Genomic DNA, 19,324 nt, shown 5'->3' on the forward strand with positions numbered 1-19,324 from the left:
ATTCAAGCCTATGGCCTGTTGACGTTTGGTCTGTTTTTAATCAATAACGCCGCTATTTTGACGTGAATCTTCGCAAAGCAGATGATACTTTTACTTTAAATCTGTTTCAAAACTGACCAACACAACGCCAACCTGCTTGCTTTTTATCTCTATGCCTAGAAATTTAATTTTTTATCTTGTGCTCTTTTTTGCTAGCCGCTGTTTTGCCGTACCCCAAGAGATCGAGCTGGCCAGCGGCGAATGGCCACCATTACTCGGTGCAAATCTGCCGCAGTATGGCTACGCCAGCCAAATCGTTAGCCGTGCTTTTGCGCTGGAAAATACTCAGGTTAAATATCGTTTTTACCCATGGAAAAGATCGCTCGATGAAGCGCGTCGCGGCAATGTGCAAGGCAGTTTGCTATGGATTGACAGTGCTGAACGACGACAAGATTTTTTATATAGCCAAGCAGTTTATCGCAGCAAGGTCGTGCTGTTTTTTAATCGTGATCGACCCATTGATTGGTCACAGCTCGATGATTTAAAAGGTCGTCGACTGGGCATCACCCATGGCTACTATTACGGCGCAGCATTAAGCCAATTATTACTCCAGCAACAAGTGCTCAGCGACATTGGCAATAGCGATACACAAAATTTTGCCAAACTACTCGCCAAGCGCGTTGATGGTTTTCCTTGCGAAGAAATGGTCGGCATGTATCTCATTCGCCATGCTTTAGGTAGCAAAGCGCTTGAACAATTGAGTATCAGCGCACCCATGATTCATGAAGAACCCATGTATTTATTGATTAGTCGAAAAACACCCCATGCCGAGATGTTGCTGCAACGATTTAATCGAGGCCTGGCAAAAATGCAAGCAAGCGGAGAATTAAACTCAATTTTAAGTTCCGCCCAGCAGCGCTAACACCACGTCAGTGCGCGCCGCCAGGTCGCAGGGGGTGTTAGTATGGAGAACTACTCACCATCTGCACCTCTGCCCCGCCGTTTACTCCTCGCCTTACACAGCGCTCTGCGCCTCGTCGGTTCGACTAGCATTCAGTGCTGCACATGCCCAAGGCTGTCATGCTCCATGCTGTCCCGTTTGGCTATCAAGTCAAACAACTCCCCGTCGCTGTCGCTGGCGGGGCCGACCTTCATATTCGTGCCTTACTCGATCGACAACAATTTTATGATCCTCTGGGCGAAGCTCAGGCAGCAGGGATTTCTGAAGCCTGCTGGCCTTTATTTGGTCAAATTTGGCCTTCATCACAAAAGCTCGCCGATTTAATGCAAAGCTACGATTTAGCCGATCGCCGTGTACTCGAGATTGGCTGCGGTTTGGCACTAGCGAGTATGGTGATCCATCGCCGAATGGGCGATATTACCGCCAGCGATTGCCACCCCTTAACCGAGCAATTTCTAAATGCCAATTTACAACTCAACACCCTACCCAAATTAAAATATTGCACCGGCAACTGGGGGCGTAGCAATCATGATTTAGGCGAGTTTGATCTGATTATTGGCAGCGACGTACTGTATGAACGCGGTCATCCTGAAGTATTAGCGGCATTTATCGATCAACATGCGGCCACCAAAGCCGAGGTTTTGATCATCGATCCCAATCGCAGCAATCGCAGCGCTTTTCATAAACAAATGGCCAGCCGGGGCTTTAGCCTGCACGAAACCATGCTCACCCAAGCACTGCATGACGGCAGCGCCTATCGTGGCCGACTACTGCAATATCTACGTTGTGAGCCGCAGTAAAAATAAGCCATTGGGAACAAAGCCATCAGGAATGGGTCTAGTAAAAAACCACTTTCACTTTATGAAGGCACACCATGCAAGCCGAACAACAACAAGCCATTCTCACCATTGCGCTGCTGGCCGCCTTTGCCGATGGCCATAATGATGAACGTGAACGCGAGCACATCCGAGGCTTGGCTCAATCTTTAGGCCAAGATAGCGGCATTGATTTAAGTCGCTTATATCAAGATGTTTTATTCAAACGCATTGACTTAGCCTCGGTGTGCCGCCAACTCAGCAGCGAAGCCGAGCGCCAGTTTGCCTATGAAATGGCGGTGTGCGTCTGCGATGCCGATGGCAGCACCAGCGCAGCAGAACAACAATTTTTAGCCGATCTTAAAACACGACTTGCGCTCAATAACCCGACAACGACGCTGTTTCAGCAAGAAGCAGATACCTTGGCCGCTGCCGCACAAAGCAGCGTACCGGTATTTAATCCTCAACCTAGCGAGCCAGCTGCCCGGCCTACGGTGGATCAAGCGGCCATTGATAGCAGTATTTTAAAATCAGCCATCCTCAATGGTGCGCTGGAAATACTGCCGCAAACTTGGGCCTCGGTAGCGATTATTCCATTGCAAATCAAAATGGTTTACAACATTGGCCAACGCTATGGCTACGAATTAGATCAAGGGCATATCCGCGAATTTTTATCCACCGTTGGTGTCGGTTTAACTTCGCAATATCTCGAACAATTTGGCCGTAAACTGGTCGGTGGTTTGTTCGGTAAGGTTGGCGGTAAATGGGGCAAGACTTTAGGTGGCGCAGCAACCGGAATGGCTTTTTCTTTTGCCAGCACCTACGCCTTAGGGCAAGTCGCCAAACGCTATTACGCCGGTGGTCGCCAAATGAGTGCCGCTTTACTCCAGCAAAGCTTTACCGAAACACTGGCGCCTGCAAAAGATCTGCAAACAAAATACCTGCCAGAAATTCAGCAGCGAGCCAGTACGCTCAATGCCACAGAAATCATGGCCTTAGTGAAAGGTAAATAAAGGGTATATCATCGCAGCCTTTTTTTACAAAAGGCTGCATTGCAATACCCTTTAATACCGCAGTGCTTCTAGTGTGAACTAAAACGAGGCTGAGCAATCTCTAATCGATCAGATCGCTGCGCTTAACAAGTCAAAACCACACCCAGCTGAATCATCATCAAAAGTACGCTTCAATCTCTTGCGATCGGCGTTCAATGCCAGCGCAAGCCGCACCATACTCATCAATCAATATCCTTTATATATTCAGAACAATCACCGCCTAGCCAATGCCTCGGCGGAATGAACACGTCGAATTTGAACGTTTCTCCCCCTCAAATCGACCATTGGGCTGAAGACAATAACAGTGTGAAATTTTTGCTTATGATGGTTCATCCGCCGCCAAAAACGCAATGGACTACGGATAATGTGATGAAAATCACCTGAATTTGGGTATTTTTCTATAGCTTAATGGCATAGATAGTGTTTTGATTGCCCTTATCAATTTTTATGAAAGGAATACACCATGAAACGTGCTCTTTTACCTGCATTAGTTGCTTTCAGTTTAGTCGCAACTGGCTGCTCAAACATGTCAAAAACAGAAAGTTCAGTGCTTGGTGCCCTCGGTGGCGCCGCCCTTGGCGCAGGGATTAGCAAAGCATCTAAAGGCAGCCACACTGGCCGCGATGCGGCAATTGGTGCCGCTGCGGGCGCCTTAGGTGCTTACCTATGGTCATCAAATATGGAAAAACAACGCCTCGCCATGGAACAAGCGGCGCAAGGCACTGGCATTGAAGTCAGCAAAACCCCCAACAATGAATTGAAACTCGAAATCCCGGCAGATTTCTCATTTGCCGTCGGTAGCTCAACCATTAAACCAAGTATGCAGCCGATTCTCAATCGCTTGGCGCAAACATTAAATCAAAACCAATCAACACAAGTGCGCATTGTGGGCTACACCGACAATACCGGTAGCGATGCGATCAATAATCCATTATCAGTCAATCGTGCCGCAGCAACGCGTAACTACCTCGCCAGCCAAGGCGTGGCCAGTCAACGTATGACCATTGATGGCATGGGCTCAAGCAACCCAGTTGCCAGCAATAGCACCGCAGCTGGCCGTGCACAAAACCGCCGAGTTGAAATTTTTGTTGCCGAGCCCGCTCAGCAATAATCATTGCCGCCGTCATTGAGTACAAAAAAAACACCGCCATTTAACATGGGCGGTGTTTTTTTATTCGCGAGTGAGACTTAGTCGCGGCTCGTCACTACCAATAAGTGATAACCAAATTGCGTTTTTACTGGGCCTTGCACTTCATTTAATGGCGCACTGAAAACGACTTTATCAAACTCAGGCACCATCATGCCAGGGCCAAACGAACCCAAAGCACCACCTTGTGCCGATGACGGGCAGCTTGAATTAGCTTTAGCAACGGCAGCAAAATCAGCACCAGCTAAGATTTCTTGTTTCAGTGCTTCGCACTGGGCTTCAGTTTTTACCAATAAATGGCTGGCAGTAGCTTGAACCATGAACAACTCCTACAAAGACTTGGCTATAAAAAAATAATATACCTAATTATTTGAATAGATGGCGATGAAAAGCATAATTTCAAGCGCTACCACCCGATTCAATCGATCAGCAGTATTGCCATTTCCAAGCAGGAAAATCTGCAGCAAAAATACATCAACCTATAAGTAAAAACCCATACCTTATTACGTATCATTTATAATTTATGACAACATAATTTTGATGTTAGTTTGAGGAAAGGCGCTACATGGATCTAGAAGAATTTTTTGACGACTTTGCATCGGTCTATACCAAGCTCGATGTCGATGGCGTATGCAATCTGTTTGCCATGCCTTTTTTTACGCTGATCAACGAAGAACGCACCGACTGGCCCGAAATGAATGCGCTACGCGATACCACGCAAGCTTTATTTACTTGGTACGCGGCACAAGGCTTTCACGACGCCACCTATACCGTGCTCAGCATCATGCAAATCAGCCATGACTTGGCCAGTGCCCAGCTGCGTTGGCGCGTCATTCGCAATGATGGCAGTCCATGGGAATATCAAACCAGCTATCACCTCAAGCGTATCGAGCAAACGTGGAAAATCGCCGGGGTGATTCAATTTGAAAACGGCGCGGCCGCCCACAAAATTCATTTTTATGATCCAGAACGTCGCCAGCAGCAAGTACCTTTATTGGATATAGAGCGCCGCAAACAACAGGCCCCGCTATTAGTACAAGCAGAAGAAGCACTGCGCGATATCATTCATCGACCGACTCAGCACTCATAAGTCAGGCTGTTTATTTTATGCAACAGCATGTAGTTAGTTTTTACTGACTACATCAGTTTGAGCTTATATATAAACTCTGTGTCATTGCCGCCGAGTGTCATCATGGAAAATATAATTTATTCAAAAACTCAAATCGGTCAACATGAGATCACCCAGCGCAGCGGTTTAATCAGCCAAAAAGAGCGGCAGATCTTACTCTTGATTGATGGCTGCCGACCTCAGCATGCTTTAATCGACATGATGCCGCAGGTCGATATAGTCAATACGCTCTTAAAGCTGCAAAACCTCGGATTAATCGGCTCAGCCACTGCGGAGCACACCCTCAATCAGCGCACATTCACCGGCCCCAGCACGCTCACGCCTGATTTAGTGCAAGACCTCAAGCAGCAGCGCCAAATCGAAGCCGCACGCCAAGTGATTCTACAAGTGACGCAAGAATATCTCGGACAAAATTGGGAAAATCGTTTGGCTGAATTATTAAGCACCGTTCGCCGTGCGGAAGATTTTGCGCCCATTGTCGAGCAATGGGCTGTTGCACTGCGCCGTTCAGGTTATCGTGGTGCCGCTGATTTAGGTGAGCGAGAAATCAAGTCTGTATTGGCGCACTAAAGCCAGCAACAAACAAAGCGGACACAAGGAGTATTAACAGCCAGCCATTATGAATAAAGCGCTAGCAACAAATACGTCAAAGTAATAGGCAATAAAAAAGAGCCGCATCGCGACTCTTTTTTATACAATTCTTGGCAGGGGAAGAAGGATTCGAACCTTCGCATGCTGGAATCAAAATCCAGTGCCTTAACCAACTTGGCGACTCCCCTAGCGACTAGCCTTGTTGACTGTGTGAATCACATTCATCAAGTTAGGGGGCGGATAATACCCTATATTTTTTAAAACCGTAAGCCTTTTTTTAAATTATTTTAGTTTTTTTTCCCACTCTGATAAAAATCAGTACCTTAGGGTCTGTTGACATTTGGTTTGCCAACCGCGTTTGCGCGGATTTTGGCCTGAGGCAAGGCACGAAGCGCGCAGCGTAGTCATTCTACGCCAGCGCTTTGTAACGCAGCATCAGGCTGACTTTATTTTAAAAAAGCCGCCGCCAAACCGAGTTGTTATATATAAAATCCGGCTGGGCGCTTTTCGCGGCGACTGTGTGTTGTAGCAAGCTCACATAGAATGCTATGCATCGCTTACTACGCCTTGATTCGCCGCGAAAATCGATCCAGCGCGGCGGGAAACCAAACGTCAACAGACCCTAGCACTCAACAATTTATTCAACATCGCCCACCTATCCAAACTTCACGATAGAATGAAGCCGCTTTCCCACTCGGATTTTTTGCATGTCGCATCATGATTTAGCCCCCCCTGCTCAAACGCGCCAACGCTGGCTGCTGCAGGCGCTTATCTTGGCGATTGTATTACACCTGCTGGTATTACTGATTCCGGCCACAGAAACCCAAAAGGCCAAACCCGCCAGCGGTGGCGCCATCGAGATGACACTGCAGCAACGGCAAACACCCAAAGTAACGCCGCCCGAACCCAGCCCGCCTGTGATGACCAAAACAACAACCGCCGAAAAACCGCTGTATCGGGCCAAGCCGGCACCCAAAAAAGTCGTCGCCGCCAGCATGGTCAAAACGCCGGTAATTCCGAGCAATAATAAAGAAGTTGAAATCACTGGGCTAGATACCGCACTCGGTACCAGCCGGCAAGGTAAGCCATTACTCACTCACTATGCCGATATTAAGCACCTCGAAGCACCGCAAGCCGAAGACGGCGCGATTCGCAGCCAAAGCTCAGAAAAAAACAAAGCCATTTTTGGGATTTGGGAGCGACAAATTAGGCAAAAGGTAGAGCGCATCGGCCAGCAAAACTTCCCGCGAGATGACAATGGCCGAGCTCTATTTGGCTTAATGCAATTTCGCGTCATCCTCAATGCCGACGGCAGCATTGCTGCGCTCAGCCTCACACAAGCATCGGGCAACCTCAAGCTGGATCAAGATGCCTTGCAAATCATCCGACTTGCCGCGCCGTTTGGCCCAGTGCCCGTTGAACTGCTCGACGCCAATCGGCAGATTATGTTGCTACGCTATTATGAATTTGTCGATGAACGCCACGTGCGCTGGAAACAATAATGTCGCCAACCGAGCTTAAAATTCGAGAGCTACACTGCCAGCAATGTGGCCAACTCTTTCGCTGCGGTAGCGGTGGCCGTCAAGGCGGCTGCTGGTGTATGGACCTGCCACACGGTCTACCGCTACCGAGCAAAGGTGATTGCTATTGTCCGCAATGCCTTAGCGATATCGTTCGCACGCACGGCATGCTTCAAGCGCCAGAGAACGACCCACTCGCTTAACAGCGTCGATGATCATAAAAAATATGCGAGCCTGTCACCTTGGTTCGCTCAATCGATGCCGATCGCGACCAGCTTGGGCTAACGTCTTTGGTGTGATAAAACAAAGACCCATTGGGCTTCGCGCCCTGCGCGATATAGTTTTCGACCAAGGTTTTGACCTTGGCATAGGTTTTGGGCTCAATCGCTTTGGCTGCCGCTAAAGTGCGTGGCGTGCCACGCTGCCAAGTCCACGAAAACTGTTTGCGTTGATACACCACGCCGTGCACGGTATCGGGATAACACGCCGAGTCCACTCGCGCCATCGTCACGCCCAACACCGCCAAAATACCGGCATTGGATTCGCCACGCGCCTCATTAAACGCATTCAAAATCAGTGCATCAATATCTTTTTGGCTAAACACATAGCCATTATCCTTACACGCTTTAACGTCAGATGCAGTTAAAGCTGCGGATGCGGTGACCGCAGCAGAGGCCGACGAATCGCTGGTGACTTTATTGGCGACTTCACTGGCAATCTGTTGAGTTGCTGTCGACGGGCTTGGCACCGATTCATTCAATGCACAGCCAGCGACCAAACTGCACGCCACTAAAATTTTTGTCAGTTGAACTGCTATCCCCACTCACTCTCCTTTTGCTCGCATTCATCCATCAAAACTGGGTAAAACGCGACACCCTTCAAACCGAGTGTTATGCATTTGTTCTAAAATAATTCTGCGCATCTTAAGGAGAAAACTGATTATTTTCAGTGACATAGTTACACCCCCCCCGCTAAAAGCGAGGAAAACACCCCTGCTCTGTGTATTTTTATACTCAAAGTCAGCATCAATTGCGGCGTATCGCCCGCCCTAAATCGCCAATGTCAAACCGATACCGCAGTAGCATTCTCCGCCTGCAAGCGGACTCATTTGGCATGGATTGCTCGGCCGCAGTCGCCGATTTGGCACTGCCGTCGGCGATGATTAGGCGGGATTGATTCGAAATTTAATCTGGGATATCGCGCATCATTATCCCAACCCGACCCCCTTCATGGATGTCGATGTCATGTGGTTTGATGCCGAAAATACCGATCGAATGATCGATGAAGAACTCGAAAATCAATTGCGGGAAAAATTAAATGGCGCTCATTAGCAGGTTCGCAAGCAAGCCAGAATGCAGCTTAAATATGGCGTTCCAGCTTACAGCAGTAGCGTCGATGCGGGACGCGTCGATGCATGGTCGCTCTGTCTGGCACACCATCCGCGTTCTGGATTGCCGCCTAACGTCGCCCAAGGCCACGCCCATACCAAGGCATGGCAACAGCCATGGCCGAATTTATCTTGGTGGACTGAATAGCGGCAGGCAAAACCAACGTCAGCAGGCACTAAGCCTGTGCCTCAAAAGCCATTTTATCCCGAGCAAAGTGCGGGCTTAAATCCAGATATCGCGGACCACCGGCAAGATTCAATACTTGCAGCGACCAATCCCCCAGCAGTTGCCGTTGCGCTGGATCGGCCTGTTGCAAGAGTGAAAACGGCTGAAATACCGGCTCACTCGTCAGTCGCTGCAATAAATCAGCTGCTGTACCGGCAAAATACGAATTGATACTCGGACGCGACAAATCAGAGGTATCTGCGGCGACTGCTGCTGGCGATTTTGCTAGGTTTTCATACTGGGAATCTGCAGGTATATCTTGCTGGGTATTATTTAGCAATGATTGCTGACTGATACCCATGCCTTCCACTTTTGCTTCATAACGAATATCCACTTCAATTTCAAAGCGCCGGCCATCGGCCGTCGTCAGCGTCCCTTTGCCATTAAAATGACTCGCATCACTCAGCAGAAAAGCACTGACTTGACGACTTTGCCCCGCACTTTGCGTCGATTGCTGCATCGCGCTAAAGCTCGATTCGGCACTCAAACTCAGCGTATCAAACTCAATCTTCATCCCCTGCGCTTGATCACCAAATAGCTGCTTCGCAAATTGCCCAATCAAATCATCCGCCATTTGCAGGGTGGCCGAACTTAAATCATCCACTCGCTGCTGCAACGCACTGCCCTTGCTCGCTGGCGCGGCGACTGATGACGACGCACTTGGCGGCGTATTCAGACCACGACTCAAAGTATTGCCAGCCGCAATTGCAGAATTAAATGCGCTCAGTGAATTCATGGTATTGCACTCCAAATGGATGCCGAGGGTCTGTTGACGCTTGGTTTGCCAGCCGCGTTGGTGCGGATTTTGGCCTGAGGTAAGGCGCGCAGCGTAGTCATTTCACGCCAGCACTTACGACGCCTTAATTCGCCGCGAGAATCGCGCTACTGCCCCTAGATATCGACGTAAAAAGCAAAAACTTCAGGCCATTCAGTCACTTAAAACGCCGATCCGGCTTGCTGCAAAAAATCCAACTCCGCTGCGCTCGATACCCGGCCTAAAATCGCATTGCGATGCGGATAGCGACCAAAGCGCTGAATAATTTGTTGATGTTGGATTTCAAATGCCAATGAATTGGGCAAGCCCAGCGCGGTAAATAAAGTCAGCGCCTGTTGGTGAATCAGTAGCGATTCACTGTGCATCAAAGGCAGGTACAAAAAACTAGTTTGAATCGGCGTCAATTGCGCCGCAGCCCCGGCCGCAATCGCGGTTTGCGCCAAGGCCAAAGCCTGCGGATCTTGGGCAAATGCTTCGGGCTGGTCGCGATAGATATTTCGCGAAAACTGATCCAACACGATGATTTCCGCCAAGTGCCCCGCAGCGCTATCGCGCCAAGCAAACAGCTCGCCGCGTTTGGCCGCAGTATGCAAAGCCAAAAACCGCTGTTCGATCAAGCGATCAAACTCGACGTTTTTCGCCCACCATAACGCCGGATCAATCTCATTAAACCAAAAATCCAACACCGCTTGCGCTTGATTCATCTCTCTCACCTTATGAGTGCAACAATATGTCCATCTTAGCCACAACAGCTGGCGCTATCGTCACCAAACTATGTCTATAAAAACGCCAATCAGCCCAGAACAACGCTGGCATTTTTTGCAGCAAAATCCGAGCTTTAGCCAACTCTGCACCGCCTGCCCCGCGCAGTGGCAGGCAGTTCGTGGTGAATTGGAAGGCGTTTTTGCCCGACAAGATGCCGCAGAAATCAAAGCGCTCATTCGTCAATCGAGCACCCGAATCGATTACCACGCGCATTTTTTATCCGGCGAGCGACACGGCCGGGCTTTTGCCGAGCTCATCAGTCAACAAGAACGGCAACGTTTAATCGAGCTGGCTTTGCGCCAATATGCTTTTTCAGTGGCCACGGGCGTGAGCCAAGGCAAGGTTCGGTTTAATTTATGGAATGGCTTAATTGCCCAGCGCTTATTATTTGAGCGCGATTTAGTTCGCAAACCGGTGTCGATGAAGCGCTTTAAATGGACTTGGCCGCTGATTAGTCAAAAGCATTTATTAATGCCTCTGGTCGCTAAGCGCGGGATTTATTGTTTTTACAGCCAAGAGCTGATCGCCGGTTTAGCCCAGCTGATTGGCCAGCAACCCTGCCTTGAAATCGCCGCCGGTGATGGCACTTTAAGTCGATTTTTACGCCAACAAAACGTCGATATCACCGCTTGCGATGACTTTAGCTGGCGACAAGTCGTCGACTATCCGGCCGACGTATTACAACTGGATGCCATTGCGGCGCTCAAACGCTTTCCAAACCCAGTGGTTTTATGCTGCTGGCCTCCGGCGGGCAATACTTTTGAAAAACAGATTTTTCGCCAGCGCGAAGTGCAAACCTATATTGTGATCGGCAGCCGTTCGCGCTTTATTACCGGTAATTGGGACGAATATCAGGCGCAATCGGCCTTTGACTGGCAAGAACGCCGTGATTTAAGCCAATCGGTGCTGCCACCCGAACTTGGCGCTGGGGTTTGGGTATTTCAAAGAAAAGCTCAATGAATTCGCTCAATTTTAAATCCGCGCTGCGCCAGTAAAAACAAGAGTCCTTTGCGACCCACCATATGCAAACTGCCCACCGCAGCAAAAACGCTGGCCCCTTGCCGATGCCATTGAGCAATCCCATCGGCCAAGGCTGGATTACGTCCAGCCATTAAACGCCGCATACTCGCCTCTTGCGCCGGTGTATTTAAGCAATCACACCATTCGGCATACTGGGTGAGCGTCGAAAAATCAGACTGCTCCCAGGCTTTAACAATCTTCAGCGCCAGCGCTTGATCGGCCTTGCCTTCTAATTGCTGCAAGGCAAATTCATAATCTTCGCTACTGACATTGAGCTCAGGACCCAGCAAAGCATTCATCTGAATCGTTGGTGTTTCCAGCGCGACAACGCGCTGTTTCCCAGTTTTCGCCAAACCCAGCAACATTTGCTCGCTACCATACTCAGCCTCTAAACCCTGCGCTCTCAACCCCAGTACACTCATGCTGGCAAATAATAAGGTCGGATGAATCGCCTGCTCCAAGCGGGCAGGTAAACACACCGCAGCTAATTGCGCTGCTAGTCGTGATTGCAATTGCGGCGGCACTTGGCCGGCGCCCGCTTGCGCCAATTGCGCCAGCTCGGCCTGTGTTTTGGCATCATTTGGATTGAGCTCTAGCGCCAAAATCGTACTGCTTTGCAGCGCTTGCAGCACTTTGGGGCCAGGAAATAAACCCATGACGTGATTAATGTGAATCGTGCCATACAGCCAAGAATGACGACCATTTTTGCTGATTTTCCACAAAAATCCCTGATCTTTCGCCGCCGCTTGTAGCGCTTGCTGCTCACTCACACTCAGCGGTGCTGGCGCTGGTAAACATTCAGCGTGCAAGCAAGCACTCAAGAACAATAAACCGATCAATCCCAGCCAACGTCCAATCCGCATCTTTCTTCCTTTAAAAACTACCGAGATGATTTATCAATAGTAAGGGGTATTAAGCTGCGTGCTTTATACAAAATGGCCAGTATGAATATACCCAATATTTTTTACCAGCCATCGTTCGCTACCATGCCGAACTTTTAATCGCCACCGTCCCGTATTAGGACGATTGCGTTGATCGTGCCAACTGCCGCTCATGGCAATCAGTACCAGCCGATTGATCGCCTTGATGACTTATATACAAATGCGTTAAGTGTTGTTGAGCGTAAGCTTTGGCGGTGTGATAACCCAGTTGATACAACCGCGTTAAATTACTACGCGACCAATCAAACACATCCGGTAACGCTTCATTGGGCACGGCTTCGAGCAAGGGCACTTTGTGCAAAGTAATCCCTTCGCCGTGTAGGGCTTCAAAAATTTTAACGTCATCGCGAGCGATCTCAACCAAAGGGGTGATGATGGACATCACCCAGGCGTCGTATAAATCTTTGGGTTTACGCAATAGTTTTTCGGCGCCGAGCAGATCAAAAATCACGATTTCTTCCAGCTCGGGATAATTTTTACGCAAATCTTTAAAGTTCAAACAATCAATCGCCGCGCCTTCCATATAAAAGTCGCCGTCAATCTCGGTCGGCGCATACAACAAAGGAAACGATAACGCCGCCTGTAATTGCTTAACGCCAATCTTTTGCCGTGGCCAATTGGCCATTTCATGCTGGCTTAGGTTATATGCATTCACCCAAATATCCGTCCCTGGCTGTTGCAAGCGCGCAAAATCAATCACGTCGTCAACAAAAGGCGCATGCGCACACAAGCCTAAAGAGCGCGTATTCACCTCACTTGGACACCCACTCGCGATGCCCAGCTGGGTGACGTCTTTGAGCGTTTGCGACAAAGGATCTTGCGGCTGCCATTGCGCCAACATGGCTTGCAAAGGCGCAGTCATTTGCCGGTAACCATCGGCCATATTGCCGGGCTTATTAAAGACTTTAAAATTGACTGGAAAAGCGCGGTATAAAAAATCGGCAATCCCCATTTCTTGTAAGCCACGTAATGTTTTGACTGGATCCGCATTTTTAGGCGCTAAATACATCAAACCCAGCAAAGCGCCTGCGCCTGCAGTGGAGATCACATCAAACTGCAAGCCAAGCTCATGAAAAGCCTCTAAAGCGCCGGCCACCAGCGTTGCATTCGGTGCGCCGCCGCTAATAATCAGTGCCGTTTTTGCCATGCTGAATCTCCAAAGGGTTGATACTGACTTATACCTTTTGCCAAAATTTACAGCAACCATTGTTTTCTACATGATCATCGCGATGGGCAAAGCAAGTTAAATCTGGGATGATGCTGACATAAATGACAGGAACCATCGATGGAAACCGCACTTTTCTTACTCGTCCCAATGGCTTTTATTGCTGGCTTAATCGATGCGGCGGTTGGCGGCGGCGGTCTGATTTTATTACCCAGCTTACTCACCGCCCTACCCAAAGAACTGCCTGCGGCCTTACTTGGTAGCAATAAATTTACTGCCGTATGGGGTACTGCTTCGGCCGCTTTTAGTTATGTTCGCCGTATACGTATACCCTGGAAAGTGATTCTGCCTGCGGCAGCGACCGCTTTTATTGGCTCCTTAGCCGGCGCTCGAATCACCCATTATTTACCGGCCGATATTATTCGGCCGCTGGTGATTGTTTTGCTGGCCGTGATGCTGGTTTATACCTGGCGAAAACCAAACTTTGGTGAGGAAGATGCCGGCCGAATATTAACCCGTCGCGACTTAGTCTTAGGGATGGTGATGGGCGCAGCGATTGGTTTTTACGATGGTTTGTTTGGCCCGGGCACCGGCTCATTTTTGATGTTTTTATTTGTGCGCTTTTTCCATTTCGATTTTTTACGCGCCAGCGCCAGCGCCAAAATCGTTAATTTAGCGACCAATATCGCCGCTTTATTGTTCTTTATTCCCGCCAAACTAGTGCTATTTAGCTATGCCATCCCGATGGCCGTCGCCAATATTGCTGGCGCACAAGTGGGCAGCTATTTGGCGTTTCGCGGTGGCAATGCGTGGATACGGCGTTTATTTTTAATTCTGGCTGTCAGCTTACTGGCCAAATTAATCTGGCAACAGTACCACTAACGATTAAAAATCCAAGGCATTGCTTTCAAATACTAAAATTTAATCGACATTTATTCGAAAGCGATTTTTTTAACCAGTGTCTATACTCAAGCATTAATCAGATCTGCTTGGGACTCAATCATGCGGCAAACCGATCAAACTTTACTCGAACAAATGAGGATCACTGAGTTTGATATCAGTCACCGCAAAGAATTGGTTACCCTTAGCAGCGAAGACATCCACTTATTACTGAACTTTAAAGAGAGTGTCATTGCCAATCTCGATCATCTCGTTAGTCGATTTTATGATTTACAAACCAACATCCCAGAAATAGCGCTGCTGATTGGTGATCTCGATACGCTAGATCGCTTGCGCAATGCGCAAAGGAAATACATCCTTGATTTATTTAGTGGCGTTTATAACTTAGATTACGTCAATAATCGTTTACGCATTGGTCTGGTACATAAACGTATCGGCGTTGAACCCAAGCTCTATCTTTCAGGCATCTACACCCTCAAGCAACTCTTGCTGGAGCTTATTTTTACCGCGCCAATTGAACATGAAGCCGAGCGCAATAAAATTGCTTTAGCGCTTGAAAAGCTATTTATGTTTGACATCACCTTGGTGTTTGAAACCTATATCCGCAGCTTGGTTGCTGAAATAGAAAGCTCAAAAAATAAATCTGAAGAATACGCTCGATCGCTCGAAGACAAAGTACGAGAACGCACCCAGCAACTCGAAGAAATGATCCGCACCGATCCATTAACTGGCCTGCTCAATGTGCGTGATTTACATGAAACCCTGACCCGCATGCTACGCGCCGCTGAGCGACGCGCGGAGTCGGTGGCGGTGGTTTACATCGACGTCAATGACTTCAAACTAATTAACGATGTGCATGGCCACACCAAAGGCGATGAAGTCTTACGTTATGTCGCTAGATCAATTAAGCAAATTTCGCGTAGCGATGATTACTGTTTTCGCTATGGTGGGGATGAGTTTTGTATCTTAATGAGTCGTTGCAATAAAGTTGAAGCCGAGGCGGTTTATTTACGTCGATTATTTGAAGAAATGTATCAATCAGAAGACTGCGTTTCACTCAGCATAGGCTGCGCCGCAACCGGACCAGAGCATTATATTTCCGCCATTGAGCTGATCGAACAAGCCGATCAACAAATGTACGTCATGAAAAATATTTATAAAGAATCCAAACAACTTGCCCAGAGCCTCAGCAATGAGCCAACAACAAAATAACAGCTTATCCACAATTTTACACACAAGCAGATAAAAAATAGCAACTGTTAGGTATATTCATATACACCAACAAAAACAAGACTTACAGACAAATACCAAGCATAAAACAATAAATACACGGCGTTAAACCGAGAAACTAAGCACTTAATTAGTAAGTTATCCACAAATTAACTCAAGAATAATTTGAGTGCTTTGATTGTAAAACCAGCGACAAACTCAGCCCCGCACACCGCAGACAAGGGCTAAATTGATCAGGAGCGCATCATGCAAGCGATTCAAACCAAAGGCAAAGTCAATATTTTATCGCGAGTGGATTTTATTCGCTTAGCCACCACCGATATGGCGCAAGCAGTGATTTTTTTAACTTACGATACTACCGATGAACGCACCACGAAGTCGCGCAATGCTTTGCTCGATTATTTAAGTGATATTGGGATGAATATTGAGGCACAGGCCATTGAGGCGCATAAATCAATTATTCTATTTGAATTTGCCAGTGATGCCGTTCGCGCATGGCAACAAATCAATGATCATAGCCACGCCGTTGCTGCCCATGTGTTTTGGCATGGTTTACAAGATGACGCCGTACATGAAGCGATTTTAGCCGCCAAGCCAAAAATGGTGAGCCCGCTAATTCATCCATAGTATATCCCGCTAGGCAATATACACCATGGCCTAGCAGGCTATACCCAAGTTATTAATTCAAAGCGTTGAGTTGACGCTCACTTGACTGGGCAAAATAAAACCATTCATTACCCGGCACCGCACTCGGGTTTGGAAACAATACAAAACCATCGCACGGCGCGAGTTCCTGCTGACCGTCATGGCGCAAACCAATCACTTCACCGGCCTGAACCGGATCAAAACTTGCCCAAGTTTTCACAAAAACATCCCCCGCATGATGTCGATCAATCACACGGCTAATCTTTAAAAATTCAATTTCCGTTTGCACCGGCGCAGCAGGCACATCGGCTAATTGCAAGCAGGCAATGGTATTGCGGATCCCCTGATAAGCCACTTCAGGCGAGCTCACGTCCGCATGTTGACCACACTCCAAAGTCAGCGAATAACCGCCATGGGCACGCATGTATTCGGTGGTTCCCACGCCATAACTTGGATCAGTATTGAGCAAATGTGAGCGCTCACACTGCGGTGTATACGCCAATCGCTGCTTCACTCCTTCAGCATAAGTACACAGCCAACCTTCCACAATCCGATGCGGCCCTAAGCGAGTCGCCAACGCTTCTTCTGATTTTGCTAAAGCAAACGGCTGCAAATCACCGTCATTGTTTTCAGGGCCAAGCATGATAAATGCTTCGCCGGGATTGTTCGTCGAATGCAAATCGAGCAAGACATCATGATCTGCCAATAACGGACAGAGCGCATTGGCAATCCGATCTTCAAAATCCAATGGCTGATCAGTCATCCGCAAATTACGATTCAGATTTCGGTCGCCATTGCGCTGCTGCTGTTCAAATGCCAGCGGATTGGTAATCGGCACAAAGGTAATTCGACCGCGCTGCAAATGCAAAGCACCAGAATCGAGCTCAGCCATCACGCGGGCGATGGCTTTAGTACCGCAATCTTCATTACCATGCACCGCCCCAAGTACGATTAAGCTTGGACCAGCATCCAAAGCAGAATAAGTAAACGACTTCAAATGAAGGCGTTGATAAGGTAATAAATCCGCAGCACTCGTCATATAAACCTCAAAACAAAAACAAATCGTGCCCGAATTATCAGCCGAATCAATGTTGCTGTATATCATCGAAGCTAAAAATTTAAATAAAAAAAGCCTCTTCAAAGAAGAGGCTCAAATACCAAGTTGATTTTATTCATTCTGCGAAAAACGTAATGCTTGCGGATAAGGGAAAAAATCCTCCACAATGCCGTTTTTAATTCGCATTTTGGTATCTTGCCAAAATTTTTGAGTTAATAAATCAGCATGGTATTTATTAAATGCCTGCTTTACATCCGATCGAGCCAATAAGAAACCACCAAACTCCTCTGGATACACCTCATTTTTATTGCCACTAAACCAAGTTTCAGCACTCATTTCAAACTCTGGCGCTGGGGGTGGTGGAATCCGCCGAAAATCACAATCGGTCATATATTCGATTTCATCGTAATCATAAAACACCACCCGCCCTGCACGAGTTACACCGAAATTCTTAAATAACATATCCCCCGGGAAAATATTGGCAATAGCCAATTCACGCAAGGCATTGCCATAATCACGAATCACCGCCTCCACCTCTTGATCTTTGCGGTGCTCAATATATAAATTAAGTGGCTTCATTCGACACTCAATATACATATGCCGAAACACAACCGAATCACCATCTTCTTCCACAATCGATGGCGCCAATTGCTGCATTTCAGCCAACAGCGCAGGATCAAAACGTGAACGTGGCAAAGCGACATCAGAAAACTCTAAGGAATCAGCCATACGCCCGACACGATCATGCTGCTTAACCAATAGATATTTCATTCGTACAGTGGCTCGATCAACTTCTTTTGGTGGCGCAAATACGTCTTTAATAATTTTAAATACAAAAGGAAAGGACGGTAAGGTAAAGACAATCATCACCATGCCTTTTGTTCCTGGCGCACTAACAAACGGATCAGAGGAATGGCGTAAATGATGAATTAATTCACGATAAAACATCGTTTTACCTTGTTTACCCAATCCCAGCATGGTGTACAACTCAGCACGCGATTTGCCCGGAATTAAATCATGCAAAAACTGCACGTAGGCCGATGGCACTTCCATATCGACCAAAAAATAAGCCCGGGATAATGAAAATAATTGGCGAATATGCACCATTTCAAATAAGGCGGCATCCACGTAAAGTTGATTATTTTGATTTCGATATAAGGGAATCGCAAATGGAATTTCTAACTCACCATGCGTTGCCTTACCAATAATGTAGGCGGCTTTGCTTCGATAAAAAGGCGATGCCAAAACTTCAATATGCGAATTAAACTCAGGCGATAGCTTCTTCGCTAAATGATGACGTAATGTCGATAAGATCCGCATTATATCGCGATCCAAATCAACAAAGGATAAATTCCAAGAAAAATCCAATAGTATCTGTTTGAACGTAGCTACTAATCCTAAATCATTCACATAATAACTACGATAGGTCGCCTCTGACTCTTCAATATACTCAGTAGAAACAGCTGGGCGATAAAAAATAAAATCATTATGGAAATAAGTTCGGTGCAAAATTCGACAACACACCGAATTAAAAAATGTTTCCGCAAGCTCAATCTGTTGATGATTAAGTAACAAAGCAATATATTGCTGCTTCACCGCAGACCACATCAAATCAGATAAAGTTTCTGCTGCAAATTCTTGCTTCAAGCGTGATACGCTTTCCAATACACGCGCATCATAAAAAGTAATCCGATTTCGCACACTATTTCTTTGTGCGATAACATCACCGGCTTCAAAATTAAATTTAGCCATACAGCTAGCTTCACGAAACAAAGCATAATGATGATTAAAACCATCAAGCAAAGCCTGAGCAATTGCCGCTGCACGTAAAATATCATGGGTCGATAAAGGAGATACCGCAGCATTCATAATGAATCCAAAATGAAGTAATTAATTCATTCTAGCCAATTTGAATTATTGCGACGCAACAAAGTGCTAAGTTAGACATATACGTTGCATATAAGTCTCACGGACAGCAAAAAGCCCGACTCTTTCGAATCGGGCTTTCTGGTATGGGGA

General features: G+C 47.4%; 22 protein-coding genes and 1 tRNA gene. 14 read left to right on the plus strand and 9 right to left on the minus strand.

Annotated features, from left to right (window positions below; genetic code table 11):
• Positions 1–151 precede the first annotated feature (151 nt).
• From Q0V82_RS05550 to Q0V82_RS05565, 4 genes are all read left to right on the plus strand, one after another.
• Complete coding sequence (locus tag Q0V82_RS05550; protein ID WP_297573362.1) at positions 152–901, plus strand: ABC transporter substrate-binding protein; 750 nt, start codon at positions 152–154, stop codon at positions 899–901.
• A gap of 158 nt (positions 902–1,059) precedes the next feature.
• Positions 1,060–1,740, plus strand: coding sequence for a methyltransferase (locus Q0V82_RS05555; RefSeq protein WP_297573364.1), 681 nt, complete (start codon positions 1,060–1,062; stop codon positions 1,738–1,740).
• A 74-nt stretch (positions 1,741–1,814) separates the two neighbouring features.
• On the plus strand, positions 1,815–2,768 hold the full coding sequence (locus Q0V82_RS05560) for a YcjF family protein (protein ID WP_297573366.1): 954 nt from the start codon (positions 1,815–1,817) through the stop codon (positions 2,766–2,768).
• 565 nt (positions 2,769–3,333) lie between these two features.
• Positions 3,334–3,918 (plus strand): OmpA family protein, encoded by a 585-nt coding sequence (locus tag Q0V82_RS05565; protein WP_297573368.1) that lies wholly within the window; start codon positions 3,334–3,336, stop codon positions 3,916–3,918.
• Positions 3,919–3,995: 77 nt separating this feature from the next.
• Here the strand turns inward: Q0V82_RS05565 and Q0V82_RS05570 are convergent, their stop codons facing one another.
• Entirely contained in the window at positions 3,996–4,274 is a 279-nt protein-coding gene (locus Q0V82_RS05570) for a peptidylprolyl isomerase (RefSeq protein ID WP_297573370.1), read from the minus strand.
• 245 nt (positions 4,275–4,519) lie between these two features.
• On the opposite strand from Q0V82_RS05570, the gene Q0V82_RS05575 reads away from it, so the two are divergent.
• Positions 4,520–5,044 (plus strand): nuclear transport factor 2 family protein, encoded by a 525-nt coding sequence (locus Q0V82_RS05575; RefSeq protein WP_297573372.1) that lies wholly within the window; start codon positions 4,520–4,522, stop codon positions 5,042–5,044.
• Positions 5,045–5,146: 102 nt separating this feature from the next.
• Positions 5,147–5,653 carry a hypothetical protein gene (locus Q0V82_RS05580; RefSeq protein ID WP_297573374.1) on the plus strand — a complete coding sequence of 169 codons (507 nt, stop codon included), beginning with the start codon at positions 5,147–5,149 and terminating at the stop codon, positions 5,651–5,653.
• Between the two features lie 132 nt (positions 5,654–5,785).
• On the opposite strand, the gene Q0V82_RS05585 is transcribed toward Q0V82_RS05580, so the two are convergent.
• Positions 5,786–5,862, minus strand: a tRNA-Gln gene (locus tag Q0V82_RS05585).
• 519 nt (positions 5,863–6,381) lie between these two features.
• On the opposite strand from Q0V82_RS05585, the gene Q0V82_RS05590 reads away from it, so the two are divergent.
• A complete protein-coding gene (locus Q0V82_RS05590; protein WP_297573376.1) occupies positions 6,382–7,176 on the plus strand; it encodes an energy transducer TonB in 795 nt (264 codons plus the stop codon).
• Positions 7,176–7,397 carry a cysteine-rich CWC family protein gene (locus Q0V82_RS05595; protein WP_297573378.1) on the plus strand — a complete coding sequence of 74 codons (222 nt, stop codon included), beginning with the start codon at positions 7,176–7,178 and terminating at the stop codon, positions 7,395–7,397. Before Q0V82_RS05590 ends, Q0V82_RS05595 begins: the two co-directional genes overlap by 1 nt.
• On the opposite strand, the gene Q0V82_RS05600 is transcribed toward Q0V82_RS05595, so the two are convergent.
• Positions 7,394–8,017: a cell wall hydrolase gene (locus Q0V82_RS05600; protein WP_297573380.1), complete on the minus strand. Its 624-nt coding sequence runs from the start codon at positions 8,015–8,017 to the stop codon at positions 7,394–7,396. The genes Q0V82_RS05595 and Q0V82_RS05600 overlap by 4 nt on opposite strands.
• A gap of 349 nt (positions 8,018–8,366) precedes the next feature.
• On the opposite strand from Q0V82_RS05600, the gene Q0V82_RS05605 reads away from it, so the two are divergent.
• Both Q0V82_RS05605 and Q0V82_RS05610 read left to right on the plus strand, forming a co-directional pair.
• A complete protein-coding gene (locus tag Q0V82_RS05605; RefSeq protein WP_297573382.1) occupies positions 8,367–8,525 on the plus strand; it encodes a nucleotidyltransferase family protein in 159 nt (52 codons plus the stop codon).
• Between the two features lie 21 nt (positions 8,526–8,546).
• Positions 8,547–8,729, plus strand: coding sequence for a hypothetical protein (locus tag Q0V82_RS05610; RefSeq protein WP_297573384.1), 183 nt, complete (start codon positions 8,547–8,549; stop codon positions 8,727–8,729).
• A gap of 28 nt (positions 8,730–8,757) precedes the next feature.
• Here the strand turns inward: Q0V82_RS05610 and Q0V82_RS05615 are convergent, their stop codons facing one another.
• Positions 8,758–9,543 carry a hypothetical protein gene (locus Q0V82_RS05615; RefSeq protein WP_297573386.1) on the minus strand — a complete coding sequence of 262 codons (786 nt, stop codon included), beginning with the start codon at positions 9,541–9,543 and terminating at the stop codon, positions 8,758–8,760.
• 200 nt (positions 9,544–9,743) lie between these two features.
• Positions 9,744–10,286, minus strand: coding sequence for a DUF924 family protein (locus Q0V82_RS05620; protein WP_297573387.1), 543 nt, complete (start codon positions 10,284–10,286; stop codon positions 9,744–9,746).
• A gap of 70 nt (positions 10,287–10,356) precedes the next feature.
• Between Q0V82_RS05620 and Q0V82_RS05625 the strand changes: the two genes are divergently transcribed.
• Positions 10,357–11,307, plus strand: coding sequence for a hypothetical protein (locus tag Q0V82_RS05625; RefSeq protein ID WP_297573388.1), 951 nt, complete (start codon positions 10,357–10,359; stop codon positions 11,305–11,307).
• On the opposite strand, the gene Q0V82_RS05630 is transcribed toward Q0V82_RS05625, so the two are convergent.
• Together Q0V82_RS05630 and Q0V82_RS05635 are read right to left on the minus strand one after the other, a co-directional pair.
• Entirely contained in the window at positions 11,301–12,230 is a 930-nt protein-coding gene (locus Q0V82_RS05630) for a TraB/GumN family protein (protein ID WP_297573389.1), read from the minus strand. The two genes, Q0V82_RS05625 and Q0V82_RS05630, sit on opposite strands and share 7 nt — an antisense overlap.
• Before the next feature lie 154 nt (positions 12,231–12,384).
• On the minus strand, positions 12,385–13,455 hold the full coding sequence (locus tag Q0V82_RS05635; RefSeq protein ID WP_297573390.1) for a patatin-like phospholipase family protein: 1,071 nt from the start codon (positions 13,453–13,455) through the stop codon (positions 12,385–12,387).
• Positions 13,456–13,593: 138 nt separating this feature from the next.
• Between Q0V82_RS05635 and Q0V82_RS05640 the strand changes: the two genes are divergently transcribed.
• The 3 genes from Q0V82_RS05640 (at position 13,594) to Q0V82_RS05650 (ending at position 16,230) form a co-directional block, all read left to right on the plus strand.
• The gene (locus tag Q0V82_RS05640; RefSeq protein WP_297573391.1) at positions 13,594–14,355 is read left to right on the plus strand and encodes a TSUP family transporter; all 762 of its coding nucleotides are present in this window, start codon (positions 13,594–13,596) and stop codon (positions 14,353–14,355) included.
• Positions 14,356–14,475: 120 nt separating this feature from the next.
• The gene (locus Q0V82_RS05645) at positions 14,476–15,585 is read left to right on the plus strand and encodes a GGDEF domain-containing protein (protein WP_297573393.1); all 1,110 of its coding nucleotides are present in this window, start codon (positions 14,476–14,478) and stop codon (positions 15,583–15,585) included.
• Positions 15,586–15,849: 264 nt separating this feature from the next.
• Complete coding sequence (locus Q0V82_RS05650; protein ID WP_182076008.1) at positions 15,850–16,230, plus strand: hypothetical protein; 381 nt, start codon at positions 15,850–15,852, stop codon at positions 16,228–16,230.
• A gap of 52 nt (positions 16,231–16,282) precedes the next feature.
• On the opposite strand, the gene Q0V82_RS05655 is transcribed toward Q0V82_RS05650, so the two are convergent.
• Both Q0V82_RS05655 and aceK read right to left on the minus strand, forming a co-directional pair.
• Entirely contained in the window at positions 16,283–17,287 is a 1,005-nt protein-coding gene (locus Q0V82_RS05655) for a succinylglutamate desuccinylase/aspartoacylase family protein (RefSeq protein WP_297573396.1), read from the minus strand.
• A gap of 129 nt (positions 17,288–17,416) precedes the next feature.
• On the minus strand, positions 17,417–19,174 hold the full coding sequence (gene aceK / locus Q0V82_RS05660; protein ID WP_297573398.1) for a bifunctional isocitrate dehydrogenase kinase/phosphatase: 1,758 nt from the start codon (positions 19,172–19,174) through the stop codon (positions 17,417–17,419).
• Positions 19,175–19,324: the final 150 nt, after the last annotated feature.

It is taken from the genome of uncultured Deefgea sp., from assembly GCF_947072475.1.
GTDB lineage: Bacteria > Pseudomonadota > Gammaproteobacteria > Burkholderiales > Chitinibacteraceae > Deefgea.

Bases quoted from the DNA above. Each gene is read 5' to 3' on its own strand.
- Q0V82_RS05570 (WP_297573370.1), bottom strand. From the start codon at position 4,274: ATGGTTCAAGCTACTGCCAGCCATTTATTGGTAAAAACTGAAGCCCAG.
- Q0V82_RS05620 (WP_297573387.1), bottom strand. From the start codon at position 10,286: ATGAATCAAGCGCAAGCGGTGTTGGATTTTTGGTTTAATGAGATTGAT.
- Q0V82_RS05630 (WP_297573389.1), bottom strand. From the start codon at position 12,230: ATGCGGATTGGACGTTGGCTGGGATTGATCGGTTTATTGTTCTTGAGT.
- Q0V82_RS05590 (WP_297573376.1), top strand. From the start codon at position 6,382: ATGTCGCATCATGATTTAGCCCCCCCTGCTCAAACGCGCCAACGCTGG.
- Q0V82_RS05625 (WP_297573388.1), top strand. From the start codon at position 10,357: ATGTCTATAAAAACGCCAATCAGCCCAGAACAACGCTGGCATTTTTTG.
- Q0V82_RS05560 (WP_297573366.1), top strand. From the start codon at position 1,815: ATGCAAGCCGAACAACAACAAGCCATTCTCACCATTGCGCTGCTGGCC.
- Q0V82_RS05555 (WP_297573364.1), top strand. From the start codon at position 1,060: ATGCTCCATGCTGTCCCGTTTGGCTATCAAGTCAAACAACTCCCCGTC.
- Q0V82_RS05635 (WP_297573390.1), bottom strand. From the start codon at position 13,455: ATGGCAAAAACGGCACTGATTATTAGCGGCGGCGCACCGAATGCAACG.
- Q0V82_RS05615 (WP_297573386.1), bottom strand. From the start codon at position 9,543: ATGAATTCACTGAGCGCATTTAATTCTGCAATTGCGGCTGGCAATACT.
- Q0V82_RS05655 (WP_297573396.1), bottom strand. From the start codon at position 17,287: ATGACGAGTGCTGCGGATTTATTACCTTATCAACGCCTTCATTTGAAG.
- Q0V82_RS05565 (WP_297573368.1), top strand. From the start codon at position 3,334: ATGTCAAAAACAGAAAGTTCAGTGCTTGGTGCCCTCGGTGGCGCCGCC.
- Q0V82_RS05645 (WP_297573393.1), top strand. From the start codon at position 14,476: ATGCGGCAAACCGATCAAACTTTACTCGAACAAATGAGGATCACTGAG.
- aceK (WP_297573398.1), bottom strand. From the start codon at position 19,174: ATGAATGCTGCGGTATCTCCTTTATCGACCCATGATATTTTACGTGCA.
- Q0V82_RS05640 (WP_297573391.1), top strand. From the start codon at position 13,594: ATGGAAACCGCACTTTTCTTACTCGTCCCAATGGCTTTTATTGCTGGC.
- Q0V82_RS05580 (WP_297573374.1), top strand. From the start codon at position 5,147: ATGGAAAATATAATTTATTCAAAAACTCAAATCGGTCAACATGAGATC.
- Q0V82_RS05550 (WP_297573362.1), top strand. From the start codon at position 152: ATGCCTAGAAATTTAATTTTTTATCTTGTGCTCTTTTTTGCTAGCCGC.
- Q0V82_RS05650 (WP_182076008.1), top strand. From the start codon at position 15,850: ATGCAAGCGATTCAAACCAAAGGCAAAGTCAATATTTTATCGCGAGTG.
- Q0V82_RS05610 (WP_297573384.1), top strand. From the start codon at position 8,547: ATGCAGCTTAAATATGGCGTTCCAGCTTACAGCAGTAGCGTCGATGCG.
- Q0V82_RS05595 (WP_297573378.1), top strand. From the start codon at position 7,176: ATGTCGCCAACCGAGCTTAAAATTCGAGAGCTACACTGCCAGCAATGT.
- Q0V82_RS05575 (WP_297573372.1), top strand. From the start codon at position 4,520: ATGGATCTAGAAGAATTTTTTGACGACTTTGCATCGGTCTATACCAAG.